Origin of the sequence: Shinella sp. S4-D37 (genome assembly GCF_040812195.1) — a bacterium.
Taxonomy (GTDB): Bacteria; Pseudomonadota; Alphaproteobacteria; order Rhizobiales; family Rhizobiaceae; genus Shinella.
The window spans coordinates 3,027,244-3,039,738 of record NZ_JBFNXL010000005.1 but is presented as its reverse complement, the minus strand read 5'-3'; the positions used below and the strand labels follow the sequence as shown (position 1 = coordinate 3,039,738).

At 61.6% G+C, this 12,495-nt stretch carries 14 protein-coding genes; 4 read left to right on the top strand and 10 right to left on the bottom strand.

Annotated elements, in window-relative coordinates; translation table 11 throughout:
• Positions 1–5 precede the first annotated feature (5 nt).
• A complete protein-coding gene (locus tag AB3G45_RS22435) occupies positions 6–389 on the top strand; it encodes a hypothetical protein (RefSeq protein WP_367832648.1) in 384 nt (127 codons plus the stop codon).
• Positions 390–463: 74 nt separating this feature from the next.
• On the opposite strand, the gene AB3G45_RS22430 is transcribed toward AB3G45_RS22435, so the two are convergent.
• The 9 genes from AB3G45_RS22430 to AB3G45_RS22390 form a co-directional block, all read right to left on the bottom strand.
• Positions 464–706, bottom strand: a complete 243-nt coding sequence (locus AB3G45_RS22430) for a hypothetical protein (RefSeq protein ID WP_367832647.1) — start codon at positions 704–706, stop codon at positions 464–466.
• Entirely contained in the window at positions 703–924 is a 222-nt protein-coding gene (locus tag AB3G45_RS22425; protein ID WP_367832646.1) for a hypothetical protein, read from the bottom strand. Before AB3G45_RS22425 ends, AB3G45_RS22430 begins: the two co-directional genes overlap by 4 nt.
• Positions 921–1,112: a hypothetical protein gene (locus AB3G45_RS22420; protein ID WP_367832645.1), complete on the bottom strand. Its 192-nt coding sequence runs from the start codon at positions 1,110–1,112 to the stop codon at positions 921–923. Before AB3G45_RS22420 ends, AB3G45_RS22425 begins: the two co-directional genes overlap by 4 nt.
• Positions 1,113–1,222: 110 nt before the next feature.
• Positions 1,223–1,519, bottom strand: coding sequence for a hypothetical protein (locus AB3G45_RS22415; RefSeq protein WP_367832644.1), 297 nt, complete (start codon positions 1,517–1,519; stop codon positions 1,223–1,225).
• Positions 1,520–1,748: 229 nt separating this feature from the next.
• Positions 1,749–1,919 (bottom strand): hypothetical protein, encoded by a 171-nt coding sequence (locus AB3G45_RS22410; protein WP_367832643.1) that lies wholly within the window; start codon positions 1,917–1,919, stop codon positions 1,749–1,751.
• Positions 1,920–1,944: 25 nt separating this feature from the next.
• Positions 1,945–2,181: a hypothetical protein gene (locus tag AB3G45_RS22405; RefSeq protein WP_367832642.1), complete on the bottom strand. Its 237-nt coding sequence runs from the start codon at positions 2,179–2,181 to the stop codon at positions 1,945–1,947.
• Positions 2,182–2,826: 645 nt separating this feature from the next.
• Positions 2,827–3,960 (bottom strand): hypothetical protein, encoded by a 1,134-nt coding sequence (locus AB3G45_RS22400; RefSeq protein ID WP_367832641.1) that lies wholly within the window; start codon positions 3,958–3,960, stop codon positions 2,827–2,829.
• Between the two features lie 770 nt (positions 3,961–4,730).
• Entirely contained in the window at positions 4,731–6,251 is a 1,521-nt protein-coding gene (locus AB3G45_RS22395) for a hypothetical protein (RefSeq protein ID WP_367832640.1), read from the bottom strand.
• 355 nt (positions 6,252–6,606) lie between these two features.
• Entirely contained in the window at positions 6,607–7,488 is an 882-nt protein-coding gene (locus tag AB3G45_RS22390; protein ID WP_367832639.1) for a LysR family transcriptional regulator, read from the bottom strand.
• 104 nt (positions 7,489–7,592) lie between these two features.
• On the opposite strand from AB3G45_RS22390, the gene AB3G45_RS22385 reads away from it, so the two are divergent.
• The 3 genes from AB3G45_RS22385 to AB3G45_RS22375 all read left to right on the top strand — a co-directional run bounded on the left by AB3G45_RS22385 (position 7,593) and on the right by AB3G45_RS22375 (position 11,388).
• Positions 7,593–9,089, top strand: a complete 1,497-nt coding sequence (locus tag AB3G45_RS22385) for a CoA-acylating methylmalonate-semialdehyde dehydrogenase (protein WP_367832638.1) — start codon at positions 7,593–7,595, stop codon at positions 9,087–9,089.
• Between the two features lie 141 nt (positions 9,090–9,230).
• Positions 9,231–10,322 (top strand): YjgN family protein, encoded by a 1,092-nt coding sequence (locus tag AB3G45_RS22380; RefSeq protein WP_367832637.1) that lies wholly within the window; start codon positions 9,231–9,233, stop codon positions 10,320–10,322.
• Positions 10,312–11,388, top strand: a complete 1,077-nt coding sequence (locus tag AB3G45_RS22375) for a M48 family metallopeptidase (protein WP_367832636.1) — start codon at positions 10,312–10,314, stop codon at positions 11,386–11,388. The genes AB3G45_RS22380 and AB3G45_RS22375 overlap by 11 nt, the downstream gene beginning before the upstream one ends.
• Before the next feature lie 57 nt (positions 11,389–11,445).
• Here AB3G45_RS22375 and AB3G45_RS22370 read toward each other — a convergent pair whose 3' ends face one another.
• Positions 11,446–12,489: a Fe(3+) ABC transporter substrate-binding protein gene (locus AB3G45_RS22370; RefSeq protein ID WP_367832635.1), complete on the bottom strand. Its 1,044-nt coding sequence runs from the start codon at positions 12,487–12,489 to the stop codon at positions 11,446–11,448.
• Between the last annotated feature and the right edge of the window lie 6 nt (positions 12,490–12,495).

Here is a 12,495-nt window from a genome sequence, read left to right as displayed (position 1 = left end):
TAAAAATGAAATTTCTTCTGACCGCTCTTTTCTTCTCCACGGCGACAGTGCCGGCATTCGCCGGCACTGAGACGATCCCGTCCACAGGCACGCCGCGGGTGAAATTCGCATACAATAAGGAAATTATTTCCGCTGACGACGACGTGCCCTTGCGTATCGCGGGCGGGTTATTCCTGGTCGATGTCGAAGTGTCGGAGGGCTCCGGAGACTATTACGTCATCGCCAAAGGCAAGCCTGACTGGCTGACCTTTGATCCAGTGCGCCGCCAATTTTGGGGCCGGATGGCACCTGGTGGTGAGCTCTCGGAAATCTCCGTGACGGTCTATGACCGCCAGACGCGGAAGCTCGTGCGCGGCATTCTCGATCTCATGAACAGAGGGGAACAATGAGAGACCGCCTTGTAGGAGGAGAGAGGGCGGCAGAAATGCCGCCCTTCCCGTTTCCATCGCCTGTCGCCGAAACGTCATGCCTGCTCCCTCACATTTTCAACGATCTCGCGAATCTTATTATGCAACTCGCCGAGAGTGACACGCGCGACCGAAGCCTTTTCAAGTGCAACTCTAAAGAGCTGATCCATCTCGTCGCCATCGTCGATTTTGTCGAGATAAAAACTGTCAAGCTCTTCACGTAGGTCGCCCGCGATCAGAAAAGTGTGCCGCGCCCGCATCGCGAATTCGATTAGCTTATCTTTAGCCTCGTGCTTCATGCCAACACCTCGTCAAAAGCAATCATCGCCCGCGCCATCGACGAGGCAGCGTTTTCTAGCGCGTCTACTAGCCGCTCCAGCGATTCAAACTCGTCATCAGATAGCGCGGCGCCATCTTTGATCACATCGGCAATTTCATCCCGGATTTCCTCAATCTGGCCTTCCGAAGGCAGCTTATAGAGCAAATCCTGGAGGGTGTTTTTTGTCGATTCATTCATGCCTGTTCTCCTTCGCATTTCAGGTGATTTCCAACCGCTTCAATCACGATTTCACGCACGGTTGTTTGTCGTCTTGCGGCATAGACTTTGAGCGCCGTAAGCGTTTCTGCTGGCATCTCGACCGTCATTTTTCGGGCAAAGCTTCTCCCTCCGCGCCCCTGCGCGGTATTCTCTGTTTTTACTTTCATGTGTTTGATTTTCCTCTGGCTACAGCAACTCGTATTTCCGTGTTGCTGTATTAATGGTCAGGTCAATTCTTGGCGACGTCAAGTATAAATTTGGTCGATATTGAATATTCCTACGTCGCGATCTTCGGGCCTGTCGCCAGCCGCCGAATTGCTTGCTCCGCCGCTCTTTTTGCTTTCGTCCGCGTATTGGTAAGGCCGTTCGCTACGGAACGGGCACCACCACCACCACCGCCGGACGGAACGTCTATAGAATAAAGCCAGCGCGGGCCCTCTGGATCGTCTACGCGTGAGATGAACGGGCAATAGAACCTCCGTTCCGCGCCGACAAGAATTTCAATCTCCGCCGCCTCCCATTCATCGGTTGCCGCTGCCGACCACTTATCTATCCATCGTATCCGCGTTGTCATTTGCACTCTCCTTTTGGTTGATGTTGTCGCCGCTTTCGAGCAACAGAAGAGTGTCACATATCGACCGATCCGTCAAAAAGTTTAAGTCTTAAATTACTGAAAAATATAAAGAATTTAATGAAAGACTTCGAGTCTTCAATTGCTGGCCAGATGCCCAAAAATAAAAGACCCCGATCTGCATCGGAGTCTTCAAATACAACTTAAAAGAGAAACTGAAGGTTTCGAGTCTTTATCTACAGACGGCCTTCCGGATGCCTTCGCCGATGAGCAGAAGCGCGAGGGTCGGCCAGATTAGAAGGCTGCCGACTTCCACCGCGGTAGGGGCCTTGATGGCGACGACGTAGAGCGTTGCAAAGGCTGCCATGGCAATCGGCAAAGTCATGATGCGGAGGAAGAGCATGTGCGTAGTCCTTTCGTTCCGGATTTTAGGCGGCAAGGCGGCGGAGAGCTTGAAGCCCGTCACGCTCGTATTGGCGGCGCATCTCGTCGGCGGCTCCAGGAAGCCGAGAACGGCGGATCAATTGCTTTGCACCAGTCCCTTTTTCGACTCGGTAAACCGATGCCATGTAGCAAATCAGCCCGCCCGCCGAGGTGCGCTCGTTAACCTCCTCAATGAGAAGATCGAAGGCCAAACCCTTGATGGTTGTTCTCTTGATGACCATTGGAAGCCCTTGATTTCTCGTTGTTTTCTATGGTTCCTTTATAGCATGCTGGTCGACCGGTTACTAGAAGTATACGCGTTCCGGTTGAATCATTACGCGGGTAGGTTTAATTGGGTGTCGTCAATTTTAATGATTGCTATGTTCCCTGTTCGATCCTGCCGGAGGCGAGGGCGAACCCGCGCGTAGCGCGGCCTTGATGTTCCCCGTCCCGATGCCTTCACGACGGCCGACACGCGCAACGGCAGTCACCCGGAGGGCCGAAGCAACGCGGCGGATGTCCGCAGGACATTGACAGAGCGAGCATGTTGGCAGGCTTAACGGTGAGGATGGGGAATGGATTTCCCTGGGTATCAAACCCTAGCCGAGGTATATATTAGCGTCCTACGAGGCTCCTAGCCCCTCGTTTTTGAGCGGATGCCGTCGAAAATCGTGGAATCCCGCGTTCCGGCGCGAAAAGCCGGGACCTGAGAGAAATGAGCGTATCGGAGCGGCGAGCATAGCGGCCCGAAGGGGCGGCGCGGGAATTCGCGCACACCGAGAGCGGATATAGGGTTGCCGCAGGAGCGTCAGCATAGCGCCGCCGGCGCGGCGGGACGCGGGACCGACCACCCCCGCGAAGGGGTTCCGTTTGTCAATGTGCCGCGATCACACCAGACAGAAGCCCGCCCGTATCATGGCGTAAGCTCTTACCTCTGCATCACTCGCGATATGATCCGTCTTCCGCTTCCAATCCCTTGCAATGTCCTGCTTCATAATGGCAAGGGCGCGCTCGGCGCGAAGCCGTTGATATTCGGCTTCCAGCGGTTCGACCTCTCGGTCAGTGTCGAGAACAGCAGCGGCAAAGCCCTCTTCGCCGCCGAACTCAATGCGAGATAGGAACGTGGCAGCCAGACCATGCCGCATCCACTTGCGCCAAGTTTGCGCCTCGACGCGGCCCACGACCTCGTCGGCATCATGCAAGACCTGCTCGCCTGCTTCCTCGGCATCGCCGCCTGCGGTGATACCGAGCTTCTTCGCGAGCGATGCGCTGACAATACAAGAGCGTGTTCCGGGCATCGTCTCCATGTATTCCCGCCAGCGAGCATACATTGCCTTGTCGCCGTCTGCGGCGGCGCTGGCGATGTCCCAGGGGGACAGCGATGTGGCCGCTTTCGTCTGGTCCTTGTGTCCGCCGGAGATTTCCCACGCCATGGAGCCCTTGGCCGTGTAATCGCTAGCATCCGCCGCATCGCGGGCAACGCGAACGTGCCAGCCGTACCTGTCAGAGATGGTCCCGCCTCTAGCGCGGACCTGCGCCGCATAGGCGGCGGCAATCCAAGCTCCCGCCGCTTCGGCGCGGTCGTAGGCATCATCATTTGGGCCGTCTACCATCACTGATAAGTGCTGGTGATAGTGCCACCCGTTGACCGTGCTGAACGTGACTTCCTGACCGACGACAACCCCAAGGATGCCATATTCTTCGACGGCATTCATCCATGCGCGGCCCTTCCTGGCGGCGCTGGAAGAGGTGGCGACGAGGCTTTTGATCTCGGCGAGCGACATGTCGCGCGAGTGAGAAGCTGTCAGTACGACGAGCGCGGCGCGCCCGCCACGCTGGAACGTTGCGTTTGCCGCGGACTGGACGCGCTCGGCGCGGTCGTGGGCCTTGGCGACAGCGCAGGTTGGGCAAAGCCATGGTGAGCCGCATCGGTAGATGCCACTCACCCCCGCGCGTATCTCGCCCGTCGTCTCTGACGTGCGGAGATGGATGTTGACTGCGGTTGCGTCGTGGCCGGGCATGCCGCAACCGCAGACGGCGGGGCCGCGAGCGTCTGGATCGGCGGGGCGACTGATCTTCTGAATCTTATGCAATAGAGCCCAGCGACTGACGGAGGATGAGCCTGTGAGTGCGTTAGAGTTTTCAGCTTGACGGGGGAGTGGAGGAACTCCGATCCCACTGCGTGGAACCGTAGCTCCTCCACTCCCGAGACGGCCCTTTCTGGGCCTTATCTGCGCGCCTTCGGCTTGCTCATCGCCTTCGGCGATACGGGCGCGGGCCCGCGCCACCGAGGCCGCGATCATGTCCTGAACAAGCTGGGAGGGTTGCGGGACGGCAGCGCGCACGCGCGCCTCCGCCTCGCCGTACGGATCGATGGAAATACCCTTCTTAGCGAAGAGCTTGTCAACAAATTTGAATCTGAGGGTTGGAGGTGACGTCGGCTTGGCTGGGGTATGTCCCAGCCCGGCGCTCACTCAGCCGTCAACGGCTGCTTTACAATGTCAAAAATGTCGTTCATCATTATTGAACATTCCGTGATAAAACCGCCGGAGGGGGCCAACCCGTTGATGGCGGTTTTTTTCATGGTCGGGCGGGATTACGCGTGCGTCAACTCGCCGATGAACTATTCCGCATCCGAAACGATTCTTTGTTGTCATCATGTACAAGTACATGATGGTCCCCCACCCCGCCCTTCGGTCGGCTGCACCCCTCCCCCGGGGGAGGGGTTCACGCCCCTTCGCAGGGGCGACCTGGTTTCATCGCCGTCGCGCAAGCGCTCGGGCGATGCCGATTATTTTTCCACGGGCTGCCATGCTGATTTCAGCGTGGCGTACTCGTCCAATACGGCATCCGTCCAGATCGCCATAGCCTTGCGTTTCAGATGGAGGTGCTGCGCGCCGCCGTAGGCGAGACGAGTGATCCGGGCGATCCGTTGTTCTCGCGAGTCATCGTTCTCGGCATCCAGTTTGTCGGTGCGCCTCACCTCGTGCGCGAGGACCACGGATGCGCCGCCCGGAATTCCGGCATCGTCAAGAACTTTGGTTATGGTTCGGCGAAGGTCATGTGGAGTCCACCACTTGATACCGTTGACGGCCAAGAGATTGACCGCCGTCGCGCGCTTCTTCGTGAGGGTGTCGCGCGCGCCGAGGCGCTGGACAACGGCGAGTGTGGACGATCGATGAACATGAATGTCGTCCTGCCCTCGTTCCGAGGGTAGTAGCCACTGGCTTTCCGTCCTGTTCACCAGTTCGAGCTTCTCGGCCATATGCTGGACCAGTCGGGGCGGGATCGGGAGGACGTGGGCGATACCTGCTTTCATAATGCCTTCGCCCCACGCGGCCAGATACCAGCCTTCGTTTTCGGGGTCGGGAATATAGTCGGTTTTTTGGATGGCGAGCGCCGCGCCCTGTCTTTGCGCCGTGAGGCATACCCAGTGAAAGGCGGCCGCCACGCCGTCTCGGATGCCGTACTTGTGGTCATGCTTTGCTTCCATACGTCCCGGCAGGCGCTTGGCGGTGTAGATGTCCGCAAGAATGAGGGTCTTCGCGAGGCCTTCCAATCCAGGGCTTCTGGTGCGCGGCTTTACCGTTCGCCCGACTGTCAGAAGCCGCCACCAAGGTTCCACGCGGTCCAAACCAGACTGGCCGCCATGAACGGATTGGCAATGGGTAAGAATGGTGCTGACGTTCGACACGGCTTTCCCAGCAGGGGAGGGCGACGCATGTTTCTTCAGCATGACGTCGCGAATGCTCTCGATGTCTGCGCGCTTGATGTTTGCGGCCGGCATGTCGAGTAGATCGGCGAATTCTGGTTTGGCGAATGTCGATTTCAAAGTGGAGACAGTTGTGTCTCTCCACGGCTTCGTTGCCGTCTCCGCTGTCTTGTCCTCGATCGCTTTGTCGATGCACTGCTGTAAGGTCCATGTCCCGATCTTGGGCCGCATTTCCCGCACGATATCGTCGTGCGAGAGGTCAAGGTTGTTTTCGGCCGCATGATGGTGCTGCCGTAAAAACTCCTCGGCGTACGGTTCGCCGCCGAAGTCGATTTGACGCTTGACCTTCTCGGCGAGCTCGCGCGCGGCCTTGATCGAAGGGATAAACCAGCCCTCTCCCTCGTGCGCCCAGCCGAGGGTTTTGCTGATGCCCTTGTACCGAAGGAAGAAGGCGACCTTCTCGCCTTTAAGGCGGAGGGATAGGCCAGTGCATTTCAGATCGGTGAGGTAGTGGCTGCCTCTATGCCCGGGACGCGCTGCCTTCAGGAAGTCGGCGAGGTGCGAAGGTCGAAGGTCCGCCTTCTCGGATATTGTGGTCATTGGAGTCTTCAATTCGTTTTCTGGAACACGTCTGGAACATTTGCCGTCAACATTTGGAGTCTTTTATTAGGTGTGACGGGTTGGTGCTGGCGTCTTGAATTAAGGCTACTTGTCAGGAAAAACATCGATATGTCAACGATTTATCAGAAAAATAAAAGACCCCGATTTTCATCGGAGTCTTGCATTAACGTCAGGCTTTAGGTTTGTGGCACCTGAGGTCGGTGGTTCGACCCCACTCAACCGTACCATTCCCCTCTCCTGATAAGTTGTCTCCGATAGGACTTATCGGGAGAGGGGAAGTCGTCTTTCCCTTCGATCGTCCGGCCACCTGTCCCCTTCCGCAAGCCCGGCGCGCTCACAGAAAGATGTGGTGCTCCTGCTGCACGAGTTCCTGCACGAACTCGGCGACGGTGCGCACGCGCGTGAGATCCCGGGCGCTCTCGTGCCAGGTCGTCCAGTAGGCGCGGCGGATGGCGGTGGCGGGCAGCAGGCGGACGAGCTCGTCATATTGCCGGGCGATGTAGTCGTGCAGGATGCCGATGCCGGCGCCCGAGCGCACGGCCTCCGTCTGGCCGGTGGCGCTGGAAATCTCGAAGCCGGCGTCCCAGCTTCGCATGATCTCGCCGGTGAAATTGAGCGAGGCGGTGAAGATCAGGTCTTCCACATAGCCGACCCGCCGGTGGGCCTTCAGGTCCTCGACGCCTTGCGGCGTGCCGTTCTCCGCAAGGTAGCTGCGCGAAGCATAGAGGCCGAGCGTATAATCCGTCAGCTTGGAGGAGACGAGGCGCCCCTGTTCGGGCCGCTCCAGCGTGATGGCGATGTCGGCCTCGCGCTGGGAGAGCGAGAAGGAGCGCGGCACCGGCACGAGCTGGATCTTCAATTCGGGATGGCGCGCGGTCAGCCGGCCGAGGCGGGGTGCGAGGAACGAGACGCCGAAGCCGTCGGGCGCCCCGACGCGCACCGTTCCGGCGACGGCCGTGTCGATGCGGCCGATGCTCGCCTGCACCGCCAGCATCTCCGTCTCCATCCGCTCGGCCGCCCGCAGGAAGGCCTCACCCTCGGCGGTGAGCTCGCAGCCATTGGTGCGGCGGATGAGGAGCCGCGTCTTCAAGGCCTCCTCCAGCGCGCTGACCCGGCGGCTGAGCGTGGCATGGTTCACCCCGAGGCGGCGGGAGGCGGCAAGGATCTGACCCGTGCGGGCCACCGCCAGGAACATGCGGGCATCGTCCCAGTTCATTTCCGCCTCCGACTTTAATTTCTGCACAACGGTTCCTTATCCAAGGTGATTGAGTTGTGCAAATTGAAGTGCGATGATCCCTTCACACCAACGGAGGACTCCCCATGTACGAGATCGGACATTTCATCAACGGCGAGAAGGTCGCCGGCACGAGCGGCCGCACGGCCAATGTCTACAACCCGGCGACCGGCGAGGTCCAGGCGACGGTCGCGCTCGCCAGCGACGCGGATCTGCAGGCCGCCGTCGACAGCGCCAAGGCCGCGCAGCCGAAGTGGGCCGCCACCAACCCGCAGCGCCGCGCCCGCGTTTTCATGCGGTTCGTCGAGCTTTTGAACCGGAACATGGATGAACTGGCCCTGCTGATCTCGCGCGAGCACGGCAAGACCCTCGATGATTCGAAGGGCGACGTCGTGCGCGGCCTCGAAGTCTGCGAATTCGTCATCGGCATTCCGCACCTGTCCAAGAGCGAGTTCACCGAAGGCGCCGGCCCGAACATCGACATGTACTCGATCCGCCAGCCGGTCGGCATCGGCGCGGGCATCACGCCGTTCAACTTCCCGGGCATGATCCCGATGTGGATGTTCGCCCCGGCCATCGCCTGCGGCAACGCCTTCATCCTGAAGCCGTCCGAGCGCGATCCGTCGCTGCCGATCCGCCTTGCCGAACTGATGATCGAGGCCGGCCTGCCGGCGGGCATCCTCAACGTCGTCAACGGCGACAAGGGTGCGGTCGACGGCATCCTGGCCCATCCCGACATCGCCGCCGTCTCCTTCGTCGGCTCCACGCCGATCGCCCGCTACGTCTACGGCACGGCCGCCGCCAACGGCAAGCGCGCCCAGTGCTTCGGCGGCGCGAAGAACCACATGATCATCATGCCCGACGCCGACCTCGACCAGGCCGCCAACGCCCTGATGGGCGCCGGCTACGGCTCGGCCGGCGAGCGCTGCATGGCGATCTCCGTCGCCGTGCCGGTCGGCGAGGAAACCGCCAACCGCCTCATCGAGAAGCTGACGCCGATGATCGAGAGCCTGCGCATCGGCCCCTATACCGACGAGAAGGCCGACATGGGCCCGGTCGTCACCAAGGAAGCCCAGGCGCGCGTCCTCGGACTCATCGACAAGGGTGTCGAGGAAGGCGCCAAGCTCGTCGTCGACGGCCGCGGCTTCAAGCTGCAGGGTTACGAGGACGGCTATTTCGTCGGCGGCTGCCTGTTCGACAACGTCACGCCCGATATGGAGATCTACAAGACCGAGATCTTCGGCCCCGTCCTCTCCGTCGTTCGCGCCAAGAACTACGAGGAAGCCCTCGACCTGCCGATGAAGCACGAATACGGCAACGGCGTCGCGATCTACACCCGCGACGGCGACGCGGCCCGCGACTTCGCCAGCCGCATCAACATCGGCATGGTCGGCGTCAACGTTCCGATCCCGGTTCCGCTCGCCTACCACTCCTTCGGCGGCTGGAAGTCCTCGTCCTTCGGCGACCTCAACCAGCACGGCACCGATTCGATCAAGTTCTGGACCCGCACCAAGACGGTCACCAGCCGCTGGCCGTCGGGCATCAAGGACGGTGCCGAATTCGTCATGCCGACGATGAAGTGATCCGCCCCGTCGGACAGGATCGAAAGGGCTCCCGCACGGGGGCCCTTTTGCGTTGCGGGTTTTTTGTGCCCTGCGAAGAATAGCCGTCGAGCCCGGCCCGTTAAGCCCTCGTGTTCTATTCATCGGGAAGGGGCGAACGATATGGCATTTGCAGCATCTGCTGCGCCCGCGGGACAGGCGGGTGGCTTCCACCGCATCACGTTTACCGGCAAGGCGTCGGAATATTTCGGCATCTGGATCGTCAATGTGCTGCTGACCATCCTGACGCTCGGCATCTATTCGGCCTGGGCCAAGGTCCGGCGCAACCGTTACTTCTACGGCAATACCGTGCTGCTCGGCCGGTCCTTCGAATATCATGCCAGGGGCCTGCAGATCCTCATCGGCCGCCTCATCGTGCTTGGCGCCTTCATCGCGCTCAACGTCATCGCGACGCTGATGCCGATCCTCGTCCTGCTGCCGACGCTGGTCGTGCTGATCGCGCTGCCCTGGCTCGTCGCCAAGGGCCTGCGCTTTTCCGCGCGCGTCACGAGCTATCGCAATGTCCGCTTCGATTTCGTCGGTGGCGCGGGCGGGGCGTTCAAGGCCTTCATCCTCGGCAGCCTGCTCGCCGTCATCACCGTCGGCATCCTGACGCCGCTCGCCAGCCGCTGGGTCTCGCGCTATGTCGGCTCGAACCTGCGCTACGGCGGCAAGGCCTTCGACACGGACCCCGGGCTCGGCCCGCTCTACAAGTCCTGGCTCCTGTCGTTCCTCATCGCGCTGGTCGGCCTCGGCATCATCGCGCTCATCGTCTTCATGAACCTGTCGCTGATCCTGCCGATGATCGAGACGCCCGGTGCGCTGACGCCGGAACAGCAGATCCCGCTCGTGATCAGCGCGGTGATCGGCTATATCGTGCTTTTCGCCACTTTCGGCATTGCGGGCCTCTTCTATCGCGCGGGCGTGCGCAACATCGCGTGGTCGGCCACCACTTTCGACGGCCAGCACCGCATGCTGAGCGACATCTCGCGCACCCGCTACACCTGGATCGCCATTTCCAACGTCATCGTCACGCTGCTGACCTTCGGCCTGATGCGCCCCTGGGCGGCGGTGCGGATGGCGCGCTATACCTGGGAGCATACCGGCATCCATTTTGCGGGCGACGTCGGCGAGCTGTTCAGCCGCATCGAGGCGCAGGGCTCGGCCGTCGGCTCGGAGTTCATGGACTTTGAAGGTTTCGATTTTGGCTTCTGACAATGCCACCATCGCCGGTGGGGATTGGCACCCCGCCGGCTCCAGCCGCTCGGTCGAGGCCCGCCTCGTCGAGCGGGCCGGGGAGATTACGGCCATGCCGGTCGGCGGCGAGAAGCCGCTCGCCGGCGCGGGCCTCTCCTGGGTCGAGATCTCCGGCCGTGTCGGGGCCATCCCCCGCCGGGTGACCTTTCCGGACGGCTCGGTCTTCGAGACCTGGGACAATGACGGGATCGACCGCTACCTCGCCGCGCGCGGCAAGGGCGGTGCAGGCCTCGTGCACTGGCTGGAACAGTTCCGGCTCCGCCTCGTCGTCATCGTGCTCGCCGCCTTCGTGCTGGGCGGCGCGGTCTATCGCTGGGGCGTGCCGGCGCTGGTCGAGGTCGCCATCCTCACCACGCCGCCGATCGTGCCGCAGCTGATGGCGCGGGGCACGCTGGAGGCGCTCGACCGGACGACCTTCTCGCAGACGACGCTGCCGGACGGCCGTCGCAAGGAGATCGCCGACGGCTTTGCCCGCATATCTGCCCAGTCGCCGCGCGGGGCCGGGGCCTATACCCTCAATTTCCGCGATGGCGGCCTGATCGGGCCGAATGCCTTCGCGCTGCCGGACGGCACGCTCGTCCTCACCGACCAGCTCGTCGAACTGGCGGGCGGCGATACGGAGATGATCGTCGGTGTGCTCGCGCACGAGATCGGCCATGTCGAGCTGGAGCACAGCCTGCGCCAGTTCTACCGCGCCGCCGGCATGACCGGCCTGATCATGCTGATCGCCGGCGATGTCGGCTCGGCAGTGGAGGACGTGCTGGTGCAGGGCGGCGGCTTGCTGGCGCTGTCCTATTCGCGCAGCGCGGAGGCCGAGGCCGACCGGCGCTCGGTGGAGCTGATGGCGAAGGCCGGCTACGACCCCACCGCGATCGCCCGCTTTTTCGGACTGCTGGAGGAAAAGCTCGGCGACAGGGGGGACACGAACATCCTCTCCACCCATCCGGGCACGCCGCAGCGCAAGAAGGATATCCTCGACTACAGCCGGAGCATCACCGGCCAGTCGGATCCGGACCTGCAATGAACGAAAACGGCGGCCCGAGAGCCGCCGTTTCCTGGTTTGGCCTTGATAGGCGTCCTGTTACTGCGACGGGCCGTCGTTGTAGCCGACCTTGTCCACCAGTTCCGAAGCCGTCTTGCGGTTCGCCGCGATATCGGCGAGCGGCAGGGCATCCGGGTTCAGCGGTCCGAAGGACTTGACGACGTCGGAGGGCTCGGCGCCCGGCAGCACGGGGTATTCGTAGACCTGCTCGGCATAGATCTGCTGCGCGGTGCCGGCCGACAGGAATTCCATCAGCTTCAGCGCATTGTCCTTGTTCGGGGCGTTCTTGGCGAGCGCCATGCCGGAGACGTTGACATGCGAGCCGCGATCGCCGGCATTGGGGAACAGCACCTTGATGGCGGCTGCCCAGTCCTTCTGCTCCGGCTCCTTCTCGTTGGTCATCATCAGACCGACATAGTAGGAGTTGCCGAGCGCGATGTCGCACTCGCCGGCGAGGATCGCCTTGGCCTGGTCGCGGTCGCCGCCGTCGGGCTTGCGGGCGAGGTTGTCCTTCAGGCCCGTCAGCCACTTTTCGGCTTCGGCCTCGCCATGATGGGCGATCATCGAGGCGATGAGGCCGATATTGTAGGAGTGCTGGCCGTCACGGGTGCAGATCTTGCCCTTCCACTTCGGGTCGGCGAGCTCCTCGTAGGTGATCTCGTTCTGCGCGACGCGGTCCTTGGAGGCGTAGACGACGCGCGAACGCGTGGTCAGGCCGAACCAGTCGCCGTCCGGATCGCGATACTGCGCGGGAATGTCCTTGTTGATGACGTCGTTCTGGACCGGCTGCGTGACGCCGCCTTCCTTGGCTTCCGTCAGGCGGGCGATATCGACCGTCAGGATGACGTCGGCTGGCGAGTTTGCGCCTTCCGCCTGGATGCGCTCCACCAGGCCCTTGTCGAGGAAGAGCACGTTGGTGGTGATGCCGGTTTCCTTGGTGAACTCGTCGAGCAGCGGCTTGATCAGGTCCGGCTGACGGTAGGAGTAGATGTTGACTTCGCCTTCTGCAAGAGCGGGTGCGGCAAGGGCCAGACCGGCTGTCGAGAGGGCAAGGGCGGCGAGCGACGTCTTAAGCAGTTGCATCGGATC